The following is an 18,883-nucleotide window of genomic DNA, read 5'->3' on the forward strand; positions in this document are numbered from 1 at the left end:
GATCGAGAGAATGTCAGATACACTTTTTACGCGTGGCGATTTCAGCAGGAAAATCCTGGAAATTCTGGATCACGTCGAGTATCGCCGTGTCGAAAGCGGCGAAGACATGGCGGAGGTGGAACGGCTGCGCTACAAGGCCTACAAGGCCCACGGCGCGCTGTCGCTTGCCCCGGAAGGCCTATTGGACGATGTCGATTTCGACAGCCATGCCTATATCTTCGGTCTGTACTATTATGGTGAACTCGTCAGTACGATCCGAATTCATTATGTGACGCCGGAGCATCGTATCAGCCGGTCCGGCGAGGCCTTTCCCGAGGCGATGGATGAGCTTTTGGACGCCGGGCTGACCTTGATCGACCCGGCGCGTTTCGCGGCCGATCCGGAGCTCACGGCCGACATGCCATGGGTTCCCTATCTGACGCTGAGACCCGCCATCGTTGCGGCAGCGTATTTCCGGGCGGACCGCGTTATTCAGTCCGTCCGGCCCCCGCATGCCGCCTTCTACAAGCGGGTCTTCTATGCCGATACCATCGTGCCCGGCCGGCTGGCGGAGAGTTACGGAGTTGACGTGACGCTGATGGCGACGAATGTGATCGAGGTTGGGCGCAAGCTGTTGACGCGCTATCCTTTCTTCATCTCCAGCGCCAGCGAGCAGCGCATGATGTTTTCGCGCAATCCCAACGACACGCTGCCGCCGCTCACCATCATTCCGACGGCGCGTTTCGTACCGCCGGGCGAGCTCGGCACCGATCTGCCACTCTGATTTCTTCTTCTCCCCGCCCATAAGAGACGGCGGTTGCGAAGCGCGGCTGCGGCATTCTCATGCATTGCGCTTTCGCCTGTCATTGTGTAATCCCTGCAGCCAGGGATTTCCCTCGTTCGGCGAGGGAATCAGGCTGCGCAAAGGCATTTGAGGGAGACGATATTTATGGCCGAACATCATACCGGACCGGTCGAGACCGGCGCGCCGATGGATTACAAGGAACATGAAAAAACCTACGACATGTTCATCGCCGGCGCGAAATACGGCTCGATGCTTCTCATCGTCCTCCTGCTGGCGATGACCGCCGGCTTCTTCGGCGGCGCCGGCCTTCTCGGCGGTCTCTTCGTCTTCATCATTCTTCTCGCCATCGGCATCTTCCTGTTCCGCTGATCGCGTCGATTCAGAGGGTCGGAGCGTCCTTTGTGCGTCCGAAAGGACGCAGGGCGCTCTGAGGGGAGGAGAGCTTCTCCGAAGCTTTGTGAATCAGGTGCTTGACCCGCGCAGGCAAGCCTGCGGCGGTCTGGCTGACCCGGAGGAGGGGGGCAGTTGGGCAATATCGTTTTCGTTGCAAGGGAAATTGCGGGCGAGGAGACGCGGGTCGCGGCCTCCGCCGAGACCGTGAAGAAAATGAAGAGTTTCGGCTTCGACGTCGTCGTCGAAGCCGGCGCCGGTGCGGCTTCACGCATTCCGGACGGAGAATTCGAGGCCGCGGGCGCAAGGGTCGGCAGCTTTGCCGATGCCGCCTCCGCCGATGTGGTGCTGAAGGTGCGCCGTCCGAGCCCGTCGGAAATCGCCGGTTACAGGAGCGGCGCTGTCGTCATCGCCATCATGGATCCCTACGGCAATGACGAGGCGATCGCGGCTCTGGCAAGTGCCGGGCTTTCGGCTTTCGCGATGGAACTGATGCCGCGCATCACCCGTGCCCAGTCGATGGACGTGCTTTCGTCGCAGGCCAATCTCGCCGGCTACCAGGCCGTCATCGAGGCGGCTGGTGTCTATGACCGTGCCATGCCGATGATGATGACGGCAGCCGGCACCGTTCCGGCCGCCAAGGTTTTCGTCATGGGGGCGGGCGTTGCCGGCCTCCAGGCGATTGCGACCGCCCGTCGCCTCGGTGCGGCGGTCTCGGCTACCGACGTCCGCCCGGCCGCCAAGGAACAGGTCGCCTCGCTCGGCGCCAAGTTCATTGCCGTCGAGGACGAGGAGTTCAAGGCGGCGGAAACGGCCGGCGGCTATGCCAAGGAGATGTCGGCCGACTACCAGGCGAAACAGGCAGCCCTGGTCGCCGAACACATCGCCAAGCAGGATATCGTCATCACCACCGCGCTGATCCCCGGTCGCGCGGCGCCGCGGCTCGTTTCGCGCGCCATGCTTGCCGCGATGAAGCCGGGTGCGGTCGCCGTCGATCTCGCGGTCGAACGCGGCGGCAATATCGAGGGTGTCGTTGCCGGCGAGATCGCCGATGTCGAAGGTGTGCGGGTGATCGGTTTCGCCAACATGCCGGGCCGGGTCGCGGCCAGCGCCTCGGCGCTCTACGCCAAGAACCTCGTCACCTTCCTCGAGACCATGGTCAACAAGGAAACGAAGACGATCGTCGCCAATCTCGACGATGAGCTCGTCAAGGCGACGATGCTGACCTATGCCGGCGATGTGGTTCATCCCGCCTTCGGCGGCGCGAAGAAGGGAGACATGTGATGGCCAGTGAAGCAATGGACAGAGCGCTGGAGCAGCTCGACCAGGCGGTGACCGCCGTCATCACGGCGGCGGCCCAGGCACCGGAAGCGGCAAGCGCTGCGACCGGCGGGGCGATCGATCCGTTCGTCTTTCAGCTGGCGATCTTCGTCTTGTCGATTTTCGTCGGCTATTACGTCGTGTGGTCGGTAACGCCGGCACTGCATACGCCGCTGATGGCCGTCACCAACGCGATTTCCTCGGTCATCGTCGTCGGCGCGCTGCTGGCGGTCGGCATCTCCACAAGCGGGCTTGCGACCGGTTTCGGCTTCGTTGCCCTCGTGCTCGTCTCGGTGAACATTTTCGGCGGCTTCCTGGTCACGCAGCGAATGCTTTCGATGTACCGCAAGAAGGACAGGTAAGCGAGTGATGACCAATATCGCAGCCTTCCTCTACCTCGTCTCCGGCGTTCTCTTCATCCTGGCGCTGCGCGGCCTCTCTCATCCGGCCACCAGCCGCAAGGGCAATCTCTATGGCATGATCGGTATGGGGATCGCCATCCTGACGACGCTCGTGCTGGCCACACCGACCTTCGGCGGCTTCGTACTGATCGTCCTCGGCCTTGCCATCGGCGGCAGCGTCGGCGCCTATGTCGCTCGCACCATCCCAATGACTTCGATGCCGCAGCTGGTCGCCGGCTTCCATTCGCTGGTCGGCCTCGCCGCCGTGCTGGTCGCGGCCTCGGCGCTCTATACGCCCGCCTCCTTCGGCATCGGCGAGATCGGCCAGATTCACACCGAGGCGCGCATCGAGATGGCGCTTGGCGTGGCGATCGGAGCGCTGACCTTCACCGGTTCGATCATCGCCTTCCTGAAGCTCGACGGGCGCATGTCCGGCAAGCCGATCCTGCTGCCCTACCGGCATGTGATCAATGCCAGCCTGCTGGTGCTGATCGTGCTCTTCATCATCGGGCTTGCCGCCACCGAAAGCCATTTCGACTTCTGGGCCGTCGTGGCGCTGTCGCTGGCGCTCGGCGTCCTGCTGATCGTGCCGATCGGCGGGGCCGATATGCCGGTCGTCGTCTCGATGCTGAACTCCTATTCCGGCTGGGCCGCGGCCGGTATCGGCTTTACGCTCGGCAATCTGGCGCTGATCATCACCGGCGCGCTCGTCGGTTCCTCCGGCGCGATCCTCTCCTACATCATGTGCAAGGGTATGAACCGTTCCTTCGTTTCGGTCATCCTCGGCGGTTTCGGCGGCGAGACGGCGGCCAGTGGGCCCGATACCTCTGATAAGACGGTCAAGCTCGGCTCCGCCGAGGATGCGGCCTACCTGATGGCGAATGCATCCAAGGTGATCATCGTGCCGGGATACGGCATGGCGGTCGCCCAGGCCCAGCATGCGCTGCGCGAACTCGCCGACAATCTGAAGAAGAACGGCGTCGAGGTGAAATATGCGATCCACCCGGTCGCCGGCCGCATGCCCGGCCATATGAACGTGCTGCTTGCCGAAGCGAATGTTCCCTATGACGAGGTCTTCGAGCTCGAGGACATCAATTCGGAATTCGCCCAGGCCGATGTCGCCTATGTCATCGGCGCCAATGATGTCACCAATCCGGCCGCGCGCGACGACAAAACCTCGCCGATCTACGGCATGCCGATCCTCGACGTCGACCGGGCAAAGACCTGCCTCTTCGTCAAACGCTCGCTCGGCTCGGGTTATGCCGGCATCGACAATACGCTGTTCTACAAGGACGGCACCATGATGCTGCTCGGCGACGCCAAGAAGATGACCGAGGATATCAACAAGGCGATCGCGCATTGATCGACGCAGATACAGCCGCCCTCGCGGCTGTTTGATTCACGAAAATGCTCTATCACGCAATTCCGGACGCAAAACCGCGACGCACTTTTGCTGGAATTGCTCCAGGCGTGGGCGTTCGTCATATCTCGCCCGGCACGAGGGTCATCTTCTCGACGCCGATCGCCAGGTTCAGCCCTTCCTGGGCCTGGACATTCAATGGCTGCAGCATGAAGGCCTTGTTGGTGCCGCCGGCGATCACTTTGGCGCCGGCGCCTGCGCCCACGCTCGCATCGGCGCCGATGCCGTAATATTCACCGGCAAGGGCGAATTGCGGGACATCCGTGCCGGTCTTGGCCAGCACCTGCCAGATCATCACGCTTTTGCCGGTCTGGCCGATATCAATGCCGAATTTCTCGATCTTGCCGGCATAGACCGCCTTGGCGCCGCCGGATGCCGGCGTATAGGTGCAGATGAGGTTCTTCTGCGAGGTGACGATCAGGCCCTGGCCGCCATCCGATCCGCAGACCAGACGGCCAAGCGTGACATAGCTTTCCGCGCCCGCCGGGCCTGCCCAGGCAGCGGCCGCCAGCGCCGCGGCTGCGATCATGGTTTGCTTGAACATGGTCTTTCTCCTTTGGAACGACCTGTCCGAAACGGGTGGAGATGGTGATTGTTCCTGGAGTCTAATCCCGTTCCAGCATGGCGCGCTGCGCCGTCAGCACCCAGCGCAGGCCTTCGGGCAGGAAATCGACCTGCACCGCACCGCGGAAAGCCGAGGCGGCATGAGCCTTGATGACGGTAGTGCCGAAGCCCGAGCGCGATGGCTCGACAACAGGCGGGCCGCCGCGCTCTTCCCAGGTGAAGCGGAGCAAGGCATCCGGTTTGTCCTCCTCCTTGACGTCATGCCATTCGAAGCGGACACGGCCTTGCGGCACGGAGAGTGCGCCGTATTTCACCGAATTGGTGGCGAGTTCATGCAAGGCGAGGCCGAGATTCTGCACTGCATCCGGCTTCAGCACGAAATCTTTGCCCGTGATATCGATCTGTTCGCGCGATTGGGGGAAGGCCTGCAGATGGATGTCGACGACCCGCCGCAGCGACACACCTCCCCATTGCTCGCTGGTCAGGAGTTCGATCGAACGCACCAGCCCGTCGAGGCGATCGGCGACGGCGGCCTGGAAGGTCTCGACGCTGTCGGCTTGCTTGGCGAGCTGACGCATCATTGCCTGGGCAAGCGTCAGAAGGTTCTTGGTGCGGTGGACGAGCTCATGCATGACGAAGCGCAGCCGGTCCTCGGTCTGGCTGCGATCGAAAGAGGCATTCGAAAGGGCGATCGCCACCTGGTTCGCCTCGATGACGCTGGTCTCGACCGGCGAGACGATATGGCCTTCGCCCATGCGGTTCGCCATTTCGGCGATATCGCGGATGGTGGTGCGCACCTGCCGTGCGACGGCGTAGGCGCCCAGCACGGCGACGAGCACAAGGGCCACGCCGCCGATGATGAGGAAACGCCAGGTGCTGAGGATCGATGCCTGGGCGATCGGTCCCCAGATCACCGTCTTCCACGACCAGCCGGGAATCCGGGCATAGCCGAGCAGCATGTGCGGCAGGATCGTCTCGTCCTGGAAGACGCCGCGGGAAGCAGTGAAGGCCGGCAGGATGCGCGGATCGAAGGGCGTGCCGGGTTCGAGATTGGCGGGGCCGGTGGCGGCGACGACGCGGCCGCTCTGATCGATGACGGCGGCCGACCAGCCGGGGGCAAGACCCTCCGTCGTCACGAGCTTGCCCAGATCCTTGGCGTCCTGGGTGATGATGAGGGCTGCGACGGGATCATTTTTCCGCGGCAGGGTCACATTATAGACCCAGTCGCCGCTGGTGCGGCCGCGAAAGACGTCTGATGCTTCGATGCGACCGGAGGTCAGGGCCGACTGGAGGGCGGCAGTGTTGGCTATCTCGCCAAGCGGAGTGCCGAACGCCCGGCGCGTGTTCAAGAGTTGCTGGCCGGTCCGGTCGACGGCAATGACATAAAGCGTATTGTCTCTGAGGGCTGTTTCGGTGCGCTGATGGAAAGCGGCGAGATTGCCGTTTTCAAGCTCCGGCGAGCTCGAAAGCAGCCGCAGCGTCGTTGCCATATCCTGAAGCTGGCGGTCGATGATGCGCGAAAGAGCGAGCGCATCCTGGGCCGTCTCGCGCCGCAGCGTCGAACGCTGGTTGTCTTCCAGCTGTAGCAGAAGCAGCGTCACAAAGGCGAAGATCGGCAGCGCGATCGCCACTGCCATGGCGACGAGATAGGTGCCGATCGAGGCTTTGGGAAAGAACAGCGCGACAATCTTCATCTGGTGCGCCACAGAGTGTTACAGGGTCTTTTGCCCGTCTGAAAAGACGCGCGGCGCTGTGATGCGCGTGGCCCGCAACGGTTTTCGTTTGCGGCCAGGAAAGCAAAGATCCGCATCTCTCGCAAACCGCCCTCAACTCGTTTTAGAATGCCCGATAGCGGGCTATCGAAGCAGCGCCATGTTAGGGGGAGCAAGAGCAGGTTGCAACATACTATGACAGGTCGTCGAGAGCGGCGGATCTTTTGCGGCGTCTCGTTTTGAGGCCGTGCGGCCGCTTTTGCGGCAGGATCGCTCCTGCCGCCCGACCATATCGTTAGCCGGCTGGGGCGACGCCGACGCGGGCAAGGCCGTCGCGGGCCGGCTGGTACTTCGGATCGAGGCCGACCGCGTGGCGATAGGACCGAGCGGCCTTCGCCTTGTCGCCGCGGCGTTCGTAGACGAGGGCCTGATTGGCCCAGGATTCGGCGATGTTGCCGTTGAGCTCGATCGCATGGTTGAAATCGGCAAACGCGTTGTCGTCGTCGTTCAGTGCGATATAGGAAATGCCGCGGCCGTTATAGGGCTCGGCGGAATTCGGCGCGAGCGAGATCGCTTTCGAGAAGTCGTCGATCGCCTTGTCCTGCTGATTGCGCTTCTGATAGATCAGGCCACGATTGTGATAGGCGCGGCCATCGGTGGTGCCGAGCTGGATCGCCTTGTCGAAGTCGTTGAAGGCCTGATCGTCTTGGCCGGCCATGCGATAGACATTGCCGCGGCCGATATAGGCGACGTCATAGCTCGGATTGATCTGCAGGGCAGCATTGTAGTCGCCAATCGCCTGGGCTTGCTGGCCCATGTTGCGATAGACGAGGGCGCGGTTGGCGTAAGCCTGGAAAAACCGCGGATTGATCTGCAGCGCCGTGTTGAAATCGTTCAGCGCCTTGCGGAATTCGCCGCCGCGGCCATAGGCGGAGCCGCGGACATTGTAGCCCTCGGGATCCCTGGGGTTGGCGTTGATAACAGCCGTCAGCGACGCGATATTCTCTTCCGAGCCCTGCGCCTTGTCGATGCTGATGACCGCATCGGAGGTGGGGGTCGTCTCACAGCCTGCAAGGCCGAACATTGCCGCCAGCGCCAAAGCCGGCAGGAAGGCGGTTTTCTGCAAGCGCCAAGCGCGGGACGGATTGAAGGTGATGACTGCCATTCGGGCTCGCTTTCCCCATGCGGCACATCCGGTATGCGGACATGCGATTCAGCGGCAAACTAAAAAGGCGGCGGCGAACCTATCGCCCCCGCCACAATGCATCTGAAAACGTCAAAAAAACGACAGCAACGCTCAGCGTGCTGCGACCAGACCTTCGCGCTGGGCGCGCTTGCGGGCCAGCTTGCGAACGCGGCGAACAGCTTCAGCCTTTTCGCGAGCACGCTTCTGCGACGGCTTCTCGTAGTAGTCGCGCATCTTCATTTCGCGGAAAATGCCTTCGCGCTGCATCTTCTTCTTGAGAGCGCGGAGAGCCTGATCGACATTGTTATCGCGGACAAGTACCTGCACGAGAATCACGTTCCTTTGGTTGGTTGATGCCGGAGGCGGCGCAGCGGCCAGAGGCAAAACAATAACGTTCGCGCGGCCGCAGCCTTGCGATTGGTGATGCGAGATAGCAGATCGGGTATGGGAAGTCCAGATGGATATGGGAAGCGGGCGGAAAAATCACGCTTGTCCTATCCGGTCACGATCCCGCGGCTTCGTCCAGCGCGGCGATCGCCTCCTTGAGCGCCGTCCTGACCCGAAGGCGATCGGCAGGCTCCAGCCGGCTCATATCCAGATGCAGGTCGAGCCCCGCGAGATGTTCGCTGAGGACGCGGCTCTTATGATCCGCACCGAGCGTCAGCCCATCCACCGCATAGGGCACGATCTCGCGTTGTATGCCCTTCATCGTGATCGGCGGCAGGGGATGGGCCGCGACGATTTCATTCACCAGCGCGTAGGTTTCGTAGCTGATGACGATCTCTCCTCCCTCAGCGATCGATTGCAGCCGGGCTGCGAGGTTGGCCTCCGCTCCGATGATCGTATAGTCCATGCGGTCGTTGCTGCCGAAATTGCCGACGTTGCAATAGCCGCTGTTGATGCCCATGCGGACGACGAAAGGCTCTTCGGTGCCGTTTCTGCGCCATCTGTCCTTGAGTTCGCCGAGACGGCGCTGCATGTCGACGGCCATGCGCAGACAGGCTTTCGCGTCCTCCTCCGGACCCTTGGTTTCCGGGTCGCCGAAAAACACCAGCATCGCGTCGCCGATGAACTTGTCCACCGTGCCGCCATGTTCCAGAGCAATGTTCGACATCTCCGTCAGATATTCGTTGAGCATCTCCGTCAGGGCTTCCGGCTGCAGGCGCTCGGTGGTGGCGGTGAAATCCTTGATGTCGGAGAAGAAGATCGTCAGGCGCTTGCGCTCGGTATGGACGACGACGTCCTTCTGCCCGGAGAAGATGCTTTTGTAGATCTGCGGCGAGAGATAACGCGAAATCTTCAGGGAAACGCTGGCGAGGAACTCGTTCGCCGTTTCCAGATCCCGGTTGGCGCTGTGGATCGCGCGCGCCTGCTGCCGCTGGAGCAGAATGAAGCTGATGCCGATAATGGCGACGAACAGAAAATAACAGAGCAGGTATTTGAAGGCGAAGACATTGCCCGCATAGGGCTGCCTGATGATGACCTCCTGAATGCCGCGCACATCGCCCACCTTCCAATCGGTCTTCGGGCTTTCGGGATGGCTGTTGTGGCAGGCGACGCAGGCCTGGCCCATGACCACGGGGGTGATGAACCGCAAAGTATCGGTCAATCCGACACGGGTGAGGTCGTTCAGCGTCTGCTGCGGATCGGCGCGCAACGCGGCGAGCGCTTTCGTCTCGAAATCGTCGAGCTCGTGGGATGCGCGGCTCTTGAACGGCAGGTCGGAGACGAAACGGTAGGTGATATTGGCCTGCTGCTCCTTGATGACGTCACCGAGTTCCAGGGACAGTGTGGCCGGCAGCGGGATAGCGCCTGGAATATTGGCGTAGTTGTGAGAGACAACAGTGCCTTCGGTCGCGCCGCTGGCGTGGGCGGCCAGAACACGGCCCACGACATTGGCCGAATAATAGGAGCGGATGCTCGATATCAGCGAACTCATGTCGCGCGCCTGACGCCGCAGGGTATTTCCGGAGAGATCGCTGATATCGAGCCAGACGGCCAGCGGCAGCCCGGCGAGCATTGCCAGCACGACGACGATCAGCCAGTAGCCGCTGCGACGCGCGGCGGTTTCGGAAATCAAGGCGACCTCCATTCCTCTTGAAAAAAAGCACGCGATTTTCGATCGCTACAAGAACATTTCGCCGCGCGCCCGGCAAGGTCGAAGCCCTGCCATCCGGGCAAAAGCTCGGCCAAAACCGGCGGCGTGGCCGATATTGAAGAGACCTTGCGGCCGCCCGGCGAAAAGCGACACGGGGAGACCGAAAAGAGCGTGCTGCGAATGCAGGTGCGAATGGCGTTCGGACCGAAAGCGGCGTAGCCTGTCCGTCGGCAGATGCGGGCCGCTCTACTCGGTCGGCCGAGGGAGGGGACGCGTGGAGAGATGATGACGCGCGCGCAGCAAATCGGTGTCGTTATCGGCCTGGCGATCGTGGCTCTGCTCACAGTCTTGCGGGCAGGCGATCCCGGGATTTTCAAGCTGATCCGCGGCGTGACGTTCGACGAATATCAGCGGCTGGTTCCGAGGGCCTTCGAACCGATGCCTGTCCGGGTGATCGACATCGACGAAGCCTCCCTGCGCGAATTCGGCCAATGGCCATGGCCGCGGGACCGGATGGCGCTGCTGGTGGACCGGCTTTCTCAAATGGGTGCTTCGGCCATCGCCTTCGACATTCTTTTCGCCGAGCCGGACCGGCTGTCGCCGCGCAATGTCGTCCGCGAGGTCGCAGGCGTCGATCCTTCCCTTGCTAGGAAATTGCCCGACAATGATGAGATATTCGCCCGCTCGATTGCCGAGAAGCCCGTCGTCCTCGGCTTTGGCCTTTCCAACGAGGGCAAATACCGGCCGCCTGTGAAGGCGGGTTTCGCCTTCACAGGCGAAAGCCCCGTCGCGGCTCCTCCCTATCTCGGCGCCTCGACGCCGCTCAGGCCGCAGTTGGAGGCCAATGCGGCCGGGCTCGGCCATATCAGCCTCAACCCCGGCAACCCCTCGCCGGTGGTGCGGGCGGTGCCGCTGTTCCTGACCGACGGCGAGCAGCTCTATCCCAATCTCGCCATCGAAGCTCTTCGCGTCGCGCAGGGAGTATCGACCTATGTATTGTCAGGCGCGCCCGATCGCGCCGGCATCATGACATCGGTAAAGATCGGGGATTTCGTCGTGCCGCTGACGGCTGCGGGCGAACTCTGGCTCTATGTCAGCCCAGACCGGGCTGAACACTACATATCCGCCCGGCAGGTGCTTGCGGCCGGAGGGGCCTCTCCCGAGGTCGCGGCCGCCATCGACGGCAGCATCGTCTTCGTCGGCACATCGGCGGCCGGCCTGCAGGACATCCGCGTCACCGCCCTCGGCGAGAACGTTCCCGGCGTTTCGCTGCATGCGCAGGCGGTCGAGCAGATCCTCTCCGGCCAGTTCCTGTCGCGGCCGGACTGGGCGGACGGGCTGGAAATCCTGATGATTGCCGTGCTCGGATGCCTGCTCGTCGTGGTGACGACCTTCGTCAGCCCGGCGGTCGCGCTGATCTGTGGCCTGCTGATTACGGCAATGGCACTTTTGGCATCCTGGTTGTCGTTTCTCTATGCGGGGCTTCTTTTCGATCCGCTGGCGCCGATCGTCAGCGGCTCGATCATCCATTTTGCCGCGACGTCGTTCCGGATCCTGGTGATCGACCGCGAGCGGCGGGCGGTGCGGCGCGCCTTCGGGCAATATCTTTCGCCGTCACTGCTCCATCGCATCGAGCATACCCCAGATGCATTGCGCCTCGGCGGCGACGACCGCGAGCTGACGGTGATGTTCGTCGATGTCAGGAGCTTCACCGAGATCAGCGAGCGGCTGGCGCCGACGGATGTCGTCGCGTTCCTCAACACCCTGCTCGATGCGCTGAGCCGTCATGTCGTGGCCAATGAAGGCACGCTCGACAAGTTCATCGGCGATTCGATCATGGCCTTCTGGAATGCGCCCGTCGATGTGGCCGATCACGAAACCAAGGCAGTTCGCGCCGCACTTGCCATGCGTGAAACGTTGGCCGAATTGAACGCCGGCGATGCCTTCGGCTTCGGGCCCGAGCAGGAGGTTGGCATCGGCATCGGCATCCATACCGGCCTTGCCTGCGTCGGCAATATGGGCGCTAAGACCCGCTTCAACTATTCGGCCGTCGGCGATGCCGTCAACATCGCGGCCCGCATCGAGTCATGCTGCAAGGAAGTCGGCTTCGATATCCTCATCTCCGACAGCACGGCACGGTCAGTGCGGGGAATGGCGCTGATCGAGGCGGGAGCCCTTCCACTCAAGGGGAAGAGCAGCCGGACGCAGATCCTTGCCATTGTCGGCGATGAACGGGTGGCGGCATCCCAGGAATTCGCCGCGCTCGAAGTCATTCATCGACAGTTGATGCAGGCCCTGCAATCGCATTCGCGGAACAGCCGGAAGCTTATCGATACGGCAAAGCTGAGGGCGGTGCAGGTGACCGGCGCTCTGGCGGAATTCTACCAGCGCATATCCGGCAGGACCGATCATTTCCGCGAGGTACCGGAGGTGATCGAAAAGAGCGCCGCCGACTGATAGGCCTCAACGGCCGCGGTTGAAATTCCGCCCCCTGTCGTGGCTCCGATCGTTGTCATGATCGCGATCGCGATGTCCATGATGGTCGCGGTCGTGGCCGCGATGATCCTCGCCGTGATTTCCCGGCTTTCCGTCATCGTCATGGCGGCCATGGCCCTCATGCTTGTCAGGCCTATCCGGTTTGTCATGATGAGGCTTGTCGTGATGCGGCTTGTCGGGCTTGTTCGGCCGCTCCTTTTGCGGCTCGGCCTGCCTCTGCGGAGGGTCCTGCCTTTGCGGAGCAGGCGCAATCGCCGGCGGAGGCGGTTGTCTGTCTTTTCTTTCCGGCGCGACCGAGGCCATATTGCAGCCGCCCAGCATGCCGATGCCGCCTGCAAGTCGCTGATTGCCGGAGAGGAAGGGGAGGGCGCGGGGATTTCCGAGTGTATCGAGAATGCTGGGATCGACCCGGCGTGCTGCCGACATATTGCCGTTCGGCTTGGCCACCACGCAATCGCAACGCTGCTGCAACTGCCGGCAGCCGCCCGGACCGCAAAACCGGGCCGCGCCGTTCAACAGGACGACGGCGGTCGTGCCATCCGGACCGACATAGAAATCGAAAGCGGTGCCGCGCACGCCGATCGTGCCGGCGGGCGTCAGGATCTGGTAGGCCGAAGAGTTGGAGTTGCCGCTGACCCAGCGGAATGTCCCCTTTGCCGCCCTGATGGTGAGTTTCTTGACCGATTGGGAATCATCGAAGACATATTTGTCGATCACGACCGACGAGCCCCAGCCGACCGCGAGCTTCGTGCCGTCACGGAACAGGAACTGGCCAAGCCCGGAGGGGGACGTCTTGATGCGCTCGTTGCGATGAACGCTGGTGTCGACCTCGATCGGGCCGCTCTGTCCCGTCACCTCCGTCTTGATAACGACGGCTTGGCCGACCGGCTCGGCGGCAAGTGCCGGTTGCGCGCCCACCACGATGCAAAGCGCCTGGAGTAATGAACGCCGACCCCACATGATACAGGAACCCCGGGAACATAGGGTGGATTAACATTTTAGTAACTGCTTGTCTTCTCGCCCACTTGGGCTAGATCAAGCCGGCGGCCCGGGAAAAGGTCGGTTGCCTCATCGTGGCGAACGGCCCTGGGAAGTAGCGCATGATGTCGCCCCAAAACCGCGCGCTTTTCGGCCTCATGTCGTTTAGTGTCAAAAGCAAAGCTCTCGCGCGTCGCAAAAGAGCCGTTGTGCCGCTTTTGGATTTGCGATTTGTATGGGCACGGAGAACAGCCCTTTCCCGAAGGAGAAGAAGGCGGATGCGGAAATATTCGGTTTTTGCCGTGGCGAGAGAGGCCCTTCGTGGCCACAAGGGCTGGGAGAAGCAGTGGACGTCACCGGAGCCGCGCGCCGAATACGACGTGGTCATCATCGGCGCCGGCGGCCACGGGCTGGGTGCTGCCTATTATCTCGCCAAGGAGCACGGCATCACCAATGTGGCGGTGATCGAAAAGGGCTGGCTCGGCGGCGGCAATACCGGCCGCAACACCACCATCATCCGCTCGAATTATCTCTACGAAGAGAGCATGCAGATCTACGAGCATTCGATGAAGCTCTGGGAAGGGCTTTCGCAGGAGCTCAACTACAATGTGATGTATTCGCCGCGCGGCGTGATGATGCTCTCGCACAATATTCACGACCAGCAGTCGTTCAAGCGGCATATCCACGCCAACCGGCTCTACGGCATCGACAATGAATGGCTGACGCCGGAGCAGGCCAAGGCCTATTGTCCGCCGCTCGACATCTCGGCCAGCGCGCGTTACCCGATCAACGGTGCGGCACTGCAGCGGCGCGGCGGCACGGCGCGGCATGACGCGGTTGCCTGGGGTTATGCGCGCGCAGCCTCGGACCGCGGCGTGCACATCATCCAGAATTGCGAAGTGACCGGCATCCGCCGCGGCCCCGACGGACGGGTGACCGGGGTCGAGACCTCGCGTGGCTTCATCGGCGCCAAAAAGGTCGCCGTGTCGGCGGCCGGCCATACGACGACCATCATGAAGATGGCTGACGTGCGTGTGCCGCTGCAATCGAGCCCGCTGCAGGCGCTGGTCTCCGAGCCGCTGAAGCCGATCTTTCCCTGCGTCGTCATGTCGAACACGGTGCATGCCTATATCTCCCAGTCCGATAAGGGAGAGCTGGTCATCGGCGCCGGCACCGACCAGTATAATTCCTATTCCCAGACCGGCGGGCTGCAGATCATCACCCACACGCTCGACGCCATCTGCGAGCTCTTCCCGATGTTCCGGCGCGTCAAGATGATGCGGCAATGGGGCGGCATCGTCGACAATACGCCCGATCGTTCGGCGATCCAGTCGAAGACGCCGGTTCCCGGGCTTTACGTCAATTGCGGCTGGGGCACCGGCGGCTTCAAGGCGACGCCGGGCTCGGCCAATCTCTTCGCGCATCTGATCGCCCGCGACGAGCCGCACAAGTTCAATGCCGGGCTGACGCTGGAGCGTTTCCGCACCGGCCGGCTGATCGACGAAGCGGCGGCGGCGGCGGTGGCGCATTGATGATGAGTGTTTTCGCTCGGATGCTCGCTCCTTTCGTCGCTCACCCCCTCATCCGTCTTGCAGGCGCCTTCTCTCCGCTGGGGAGAAGGGGAGGAGAAGGAATTTCCACATGCTGCTGATCCATTGCCCTTACTGCCAGGAAGAGCGCTCCGAGCTCGAATTCCGCGGCGCGGGTGACGCGCATATCGCGCGGCCCACCGACATCGCTTCGATTTCAGATGAGGAATTCGAGGCCTACTTTTTTCTGCGCGACAATCCGAAGGGGCTGATCTTCGAACGTTGGCGCCATATTCACGGCTGCGGGCGCTTCTTCAATGCAGTGCGCGACACGGTGAGCGACAAGTTCATCATGACCTATAAAGCCGGTGAGCCGAAGCCGCGGATCGGCGCGGAGGCCGAGCAGCATAGTCCCGTCGAGACATATGAAGCCCTGGAAGGAGAGGCGCAATGAGTGGCGTCAACCGTATCGCCGGCAAAGGGCGCCTGACGCCGGCCAAGACCGCGCGCTTCAGCTTGGACGGTCAGACCTATACGGCGCTTGAAGGCGATACCGTCGCCTCGGCGCTGATCGCCCACGGCGTGCATCTTCTGGGACGTTCGTTCAAGTATCACCGTCCGCGCGGCATTCTCTCGGCCGGTGCCGAGGAGCCGAATGCGCTGATCGACGTCGCCCGCGATGCGGCGCGCAAGCAGCCGAACGTGCGCGCGACGGTACAGGAAGTCTTCGACGGCATGATCGTCAAGTCGCAGAACCGTTGGCCTTCGCTCGCCCGCGATGTCGGCGCCATCAACAATCTGATGTCGCCATTCTTCGCCGCCGGTTTCTACTACAAGACCTTCATGTGGCCGCGCGCCGCCTGGAAGCATGTCTACGAACCGCTTATCCGTCGCGCCGCCGGCCTCGGCGTCGCGCCGACCGAAGGCGATCCGGATCATTATGCGAGCCGCTATGCCCATTGCGACGTGCTGGTGGTCGGCGCCGGCGTTGCCGGTCTTTCGGCGGCGCTGGCCGCGGCCCAGACCGGCGCCCGAGTGATCCTCTGCGATGAGCAGGCGGAAGCCGGTGGGGCGCTGCGCTACGATGCCGGTGCGAAAATCGACGGGCAGGAAGGCTTCGCCTGGGCGCAGAAGGCCGTGGCGCGGTTTAAGGCGATGGACAATGTCGAAGTGCTCACCCGCACGACCGCCTTCGGCTACTACAACCACAATTTCGTCGGCCTTGCCGAACGCGTCACCGATCATCTCGCCAATCCCTCCCATGATCTGCCGCGCGAGCGGCTCTGGCAGATCCGGGCCAAGCGGGTGATCCTCGCCAATGGCGCCATTGAACGGCACATGGTGTTCCCAAACAACGACCGGCCAGGCATCATGCTGGCCTCGGCGGCGCGGACCTATCTCAACCATTACGGCGTTGCCGTCGGCAAGAACGTCGGCATCTATACGGCGCATGACTCGGCTTACGAGGCGGCCTTCGACCTGAAACGATCAGGCGTTTCGATCGCCGCCATCGTCGATGTCAGGCAGGCGCCGGGAGCGGCGGTGCTGGAAGAGGCGCGTGCGCTCGGCATCGATGTTCTCACAGGCCAGTCGGTTGTCAACACGGCGGGGCGGCTGCGCATCTCGTCGATGACGGTGGCGCGCAACGGCGGCGGCTCGCCGCGCAAGATCGCGGTCGATGCGCTGCTGGTTTCGGCCGGCTGGACGCCGTCCGTGCATTTGTTCTCGCAGTCGCGCGGCAAGGTCGCCTTCGATGCCGAAAGCCAGCGCTTCCTGCCCGGAACCTACGCGCAGGACTGCCTCTCGGTCGGCGCCTGCAACGGTACCGACGACCTGCAGCGGACGATCGAGGAATCGCTTGCCGCCGGCGAGCTGATGGCGAAGGCCAGCGGCAAAAGCGGCGGCGAGAAGATCGTCCTTTCGGGCGAGCAGGCCTATGACTGGACGGGCGGTATGATCGGCGCCGCCGAAGGCGCCGGGCCGAAGACCAACGCCAAGGCCTTCATCGATTTCCAGCACGACGTCTGTGCCAAGGATATCCGCCTCGCGGTTCGCGAAGGCATGCATTCGATCGAGCATATCAAGCGCTTCACGACCAACGGCATGGCTTCGGACCAGGGCAAGCTTTCCAACATGCACGGGCTGGCGATTGCCGCCGAAATGCTCGGCAAGGAAATCCCGCAGGTCGGCCTCACCACTTTCCGTGCACCCTATACGCCGGTCACCTACGGCACACTGGTCGGCCACTCGCGTGGAGAGCTGTTCGATCCGACACGCAAGACGCCGCTGCATGATTGGGAAGAAGCCCATGGCGCTGTTTTCGAGGATGTCGGCAATTGGAAGCGCGCCTGGTTCTATCCGCGGGCCGGCGAGACCATGCATCAGGCGGTCGCCCGCGAATGCCGGACGGCGCGCGAGTCGGCCGGCATCTTCGACGCCTCGACGCTCGGCAAGATCGAGGTGGTGGGTCCGGATGCGGCGAAATTCCTCAACCTCATCTACACCAATGCCTGGGACACGCTGAAGCCCGGCAAGGCCCGCTACGGCATCATGACCCGCGAGGACGGCTTCGTTTATGACGACGGTGTCGTCGGACGCCTGGCGGACGACCGTTTCCACGTGACGACGACGACCGGCGGCGCGCCGCGCGTTCTCCATCACATGGAAGACTATCTGCAGACGGAATTCCCGGATCTGAAGGTATGGCTGACCTCGGTGACCGAACAATGGGCTGTTATCGCCGTGCAGGGACCGAAGGCGCGCGAGATCGTCGCGCCGCTGGTCGAAGGGGTCGATCTTTCGAACGAGGCCTTCCCGCATATGAGCGTTGCCGAGTGCACGGTCTGCGGCGTGCCGGCGCGGCTCTTCCGCGTCTCCTTCACCGGCGAAATCGGTTTCGAAATCAACGTGCCGGCCGATTACGGCCAGTCGGTGCTCGAAGCGGTCTGGGCCAATGCAGAACCGCTCGGCGCTTGCGTCTACGGCACGGAAACGATGCACGTCCTTCGCGCCGAGAAGGGTTATATCATCGTCGGGCAGGATACCGATGGGACGGTGACCCCCGATGACGCCGGAGTTGCCTGGGCGGTTTCCAAGAAAAAGAAGGATTTCGTCGGCATTCGCGGGCTGCAGCGGCCGGATCTCGTCAAGGACGGGCGCAAGCAGCTGGTTGGCCTCGTCACCAAGGATCCGAAGCTGGTGCTCGAAGAAGGTGCGCAGGTCGTTGCCAACCCGAACGAGCCGAAGCCGATGACCATGCTCGGCCACGTCACCTCGGCCTACTGGTCCGAAAGTTGCGGCAGGTCGATCGCCTTCGCGCTTGTCGCCGGCGGCCGGGCGCGGATGGGAGAGACGCTCTACGTGCCGATGCCCGACCGGACGATCGCCGTCGAAGTGACGGATCTGGTGTTCTTTGACAAGGAAGGAGGCCGCATTCATGGCTGATGTCGCAATTCGCAAGCCGGTGCTTGACGGCCGTCTCGGCGGCTCCGCAAACGTGCGGCTGACGGTGGCCCCGGCCGCGAGCCGGGTGGCGCTGCGCGCGCCTGCGGAATCGCTTGCAGCACTTTCCTCCGCTCTCGGCTTGTCCGTGCCGACCGCCCCGAAGACATCGGGCCGGGCCGGTGCCCGATCGGCGCTCTGGATCGGGCCGGATGAGTGGCTTGTCATCGATGAGGCCGGCGCCGATCTGATGGCAGTATTTGCCGGCGCCGGAGCGCTGCATTCGGCGACCGACGTTTCCCACCGCAATGTCGCGATCATCGTCTCGGGACCGGGCGCCGAGACCACCCTTGCGGCCGGCTGCCCGCAGGATCTGTCGCTTTCTTCCTTTCCGGTCGGCGCCGCGTCGCGCACCATTCTCGGCAAGGCGGAGATCGTGCTTCTCCGCACGGAGGAGGATACGTTCCGGGTGGAATGCTGGCGGTCGTTTTCCGACTACGTCTTCGGGCTGCTGGCAGAAGCGGCCGGTGATGCGGGACATTGAGGCCGGGCCAATTCCTGCAT

The 18,883-nt window shown here is 62.9% G+C and carries 16 protein-coding genes; 10 read left to right on the forward strand and 6 right to left on the reverse strand.

What is annotated here, in order from left to right:
* The first annotated feature begins 10 nt into the window (after positions 1–10).
* The 5 genes from CO667_RS09840 to CO667_RS09860 all read left to right on the forward strand — a co-directional run bounded on the left by CO667_RS09840 (position 11) and on the right by CO667_RS09860 (position 4,258).
* Positions 11–763 carry a hypothetical protein gene (locus CO667_RS09840; RefSeq protein WP_097618206.1) on the forward strand — a complete coding sequence of 251 codons (753 nt, stop codon included), beginning with the start codon at positions 11–13 and terminating at the stop codon, positions 761–763.
* Between the two features lie 165 nt (positions 764–928).
* Positions 929–1,153 (forward strand): aa3-type cytochrome c oxidase subunit IV, encoded by a 225-nt coding sequence (locus CO667_RS09845; RefSeq protein WP_097618207.1) that lies wholly within the window; start codon positions 929–931, stop codon positions 1,151–1,153.
* Between the two features lie 156 nt (positions 1,154–1,309).
* On the forward strand, positions 1,310–2,458 hold the full coding sequence (locus CO667_RS09850; protein WP_097618208.1) for a Re/Si-specific NAD(P)(+) transhydrogenase subunit alpha: 1,149 nt from the start codon (positions 1,310–1,312) through the stop codon (positions 2,456–2,458).
* Positions 2,458–2,856, forward strand: coding sequence for a proton-translocating transhydrogenase family protein (locus CO667_RS09855; protein WP_003542949.1), 399 nt, complete (start codon positions 2,458–2,460; stop codon positions 2,854–2,856). Before CO667_RS09850 ends, CO667_RS09855 begins: the two co-directional genes overlap by 1 nt.
* Positions 2,857–2,863: 7 nt before the next feature.
* The gene (locus CO667_RS09860; protein WP_097618209.1) at positions 2,864–4,258 is read left to right on the forward strand and encodes an NAD(P)(+) transhydrogenase (Re/Si-specific) subunit beta; all 1,395 of its coding nucleotides are present in this window, start codon (positions 2,864–2,866) and stop codon (positions 4,256–4,258) included.
* Positions 4,259–4,376: 118 nt separating this feature from the next.
* Here CO667_RS09860 and CO667_RS09865 read toward each other — a convergent pair whose 3' ends face one another.
* The 5 genes from CO667_RS09865 to CO667_RS09885 form a co-directional block, all read right to left on the reverse strand.
* Entirely contained in the window at positions 4,377–4,859 is a 483-nt protein-coding gene (locus CO667_RS09865; protein WP_097618210.1) for a DUF992 domain-containing protein, read from the reverse strand.
* Between the two features lie 61 nt (positions 4,860–4,920).
* Positions 4,921–6,573: a sensor histidine kinase gene (locus CO667_RS09870; RefSeq protein ID WP_097618211.1), complete on the reverse strand. Its 1,653-nt coding sequence runs from the start codon at positions 6,571–6,573 to the stop codon at positions 4,921–4,923.
* 313 nt (positions 6,574–6,886) lie between these two features.
* A complete protein-coding gene (locus CO667_RS09875) occupies positions 6,887–7,756 on the reverse strand; it encodes a tetratricopeptide repeat protein (RefSeq protein WP_097618212.1) in 870 nt (289 codons plus the stop codon).
* Positions 7,757–7,888: 132 nt separating this feature from the next.
* The gene (rpsU, locus tag CO667_RS09880) at positions 7,889–8,104 is read right to left on the reverse strand and encodes a 30S ribosomal protein S21 (protein WP_003542939.1); all 216 of its coding nucleotides are present in this window, start codon (positions 8,102–8,104) and stop codon (positions 7,889–7,891) included.
* 175 nt (positions 8,105–8,279) lie between these two features.
* The gene (locus CO667_RS09885) at positions 8,280–9,869 is read right to left on the reverse strand and encodes an adenylate/guanylate cyclase domain-containing protein (protein WP_097618213.1); all 1,590 of its coding nucleotides are present in this window, start codon (positions 9,867–9,869) and stop codon (positions 8,280–8,282) included.
* Between the two features lie 291 nt (positions 9,870–10,160).
* Here CO667_RS09885 and CO667_RS09890 point away from each other — a divergent pair, with 291 nt between their 5' ends.
* Complete coding sequence (locus CO667_RS09890; protein WP_097618214.1) at positions 10,161–12,332, forward strand: adenylate/guanylate cyclase domain-containing protein; 2,172 nt, start codon at positions 10,161–10,163, stop codon at positions 12,330–12,332.
* 6 nt (positions 12,333–12,338) lie between these two features.
* Here CO667_RS09890 and CO667_RS09895 read toward each other — a convergent pair whose 3' ends face one another.
* A complete protein-coding gene (locus CO667_RS09895) occupies positions 12,339–13,331 on the reverse strand; it encodes a FecR domain-containing protein (protein WP_097618215.1) in 993 nt (330 codons plus the stop codon).
* A gap of 296 nt (positions 13,332–13,627) precedes the next feature.
* Between CO667_RS09895 and CO667_RS09900 the strand changes: the two genes are divergently transcribed.
* From CO667_RS09900 to CO667_RS09915, 4 genes are all read left to right on the forward strand, one after another.
* Positions 13,628–14,881, forward strand: coding sequence for a sarcosine oxidase subunit beta family protein (locus CO667_RS09900; RefSeq protein ID WP_097618216.1), 1,254 nt, complete (start codon positions 13,628–13,630; stop codon positions 14,879–14,881).
* 109 nt (positions 14,882–14,990) lie between these two features.
* Positions 14,991–15,332: a sarcosine oxidase subunit delta gene (locus tag CO667_RS09905; RefSeq protein WP_097618217.1), complete on the forward strand. Its 342-nt coding sequence runs from the start codon at positions 14,991–14,993 to the stop codon at positions 15,330–15,332.
* Positions 15,329–18,322: a sarcosine oxidase subunit alpha gene (locus CO667_RS09910; RefSeq protein ID WP_097618218.1), complete on the forward strand. Its 2,994-nt coding sequence runs from the start codon at positions 15,329–15,331 to the stop codon at positions 18,320–18,322. Before CO667_RS09905 ends, CO667_RS09910 begins: the two co-directional genes overlap by 4 nt.
* Entirely contained in the window at positions 18,315–18,863 is a 549-nt protein-coding gene (locus CO667_RS09915) for a sarcosine oxidase subunit gamma (protein WP_097618219.1), read from the forward strand. The genes CO667_RS09910 and CO667_RS09915 overlap by 8 nt, the downstream gene beginning before the upstream one ends.
* The last annotated feature ends 20 nt before the right edge of the window (positions 18,864–18,883 follow it).

Source organism: Rhizobium sp. L43 (genome assembly GCF_002531725.1).
Lineage (GTDB): Bacteria > Pseudomonadota > Alphaproteobacteria > Rhizobiales > Rhizobiaceae > Rhizobium.

Bases quoted from the DNA above. Each gene is read 5' to 3' on its own strand.
- CO667_RS09840 (WP_097618206.1), top strand. From the start codon at position 11: ATGTCAGATACACTTTTTACGCGTGGCGATTTCAGCAGGAAAATCCTG.
- CO667_RS09845 (WP_097618207.1), top strand. From the start codon at position 929: ATGGCCGAACATCATACCGGACCGGTCGAGACCGGCGCGCCGATGGAT.
- CO667_RS09855 (WP_003542949.1), top strand. From the start codon at position 2,458: ATGGCCAGTGAAGCAATGGACAGAGCGCTGGAGCAGCTCGACCAGGCG.
- CO667_RS09860 (WP_097618209.1), top strand. From the start codon at position 2,864: ATGACCAATATCGCAGCCTTCCTCTACCTCGTCTCCGGCGTTCTCTTC.
- CO667_RS09865 (WP_097618210.1), bottom strand. From the start codon at position 4,859: ATGTTCAAGCAAACCATGATCGCAGCCGCGGCGCTGGCGGCCGCTGCC.
- CO667_RS09870 (WP_097618211.1), bottom strand. From the start codon at position 6,573: ATGAAGATTGTCGCGCTGTTCTTTCCCAAAGCCTCGATCGGCACCTAT.
- CO667_RS09875 (WP_097618212.1), bottom strand. From the start codon at position 7,756: ATGGCAGTCATCACCTTCAATCCGTCCCGCGCTTGGCGCTTGCAGAAA.
- CO667_RS09885 (WP_097618213.1), bottom strand. From the start codon at position 9,869: ATGGAGGTCGCCTTGATTTCCGAAACCGCCGCGCGTCGCAGCGGCTAC.
- CO667_RS09890 (WP_097618214.1), top strand. From the start codon at position 10,161: ATGACGCGCGCGCAGCAAATCGGTGTCGTTATCGGCCTGGCGATCGTG.
- CO667_RS09895 (WP_097618215.1), bottom strand. From the start codon at position 13,331: ATGTGGGGTCGGCGTTCATTACTCCAGGCGCTTTGCATCGTGGTGGGC.
- CO667_RS09900 (WP_097618216.1), top strand. From the start codon at position 13,628: ATGCGGAAATATTCGGTTTTTGCCGTGGCGAGAGAGGCCCTTCGTGGC.
- CO667_RS09905 (WP_097618217.1), top strand. From the start codon at position 14,991: ATGCTGCTGATCCATTGCCCTTACTGCCAGGAAGAGCGCTCCGAGCTC.
- CO667_RS09910 (WP_097618218.1), top strand. From the start codon at position 15,329: ATGAGTGGCGTCAACCGTATCGCCGGCAAAGGGCGCCTGACGCCGGCC.
- CO667_RS09915 (WP_097618219.1), top strand. From the start codon at position 18,315: ATGGCTGATGTCGCAATTCGCAAGCCGGTGCTTGACGGCCGTCTCGGC.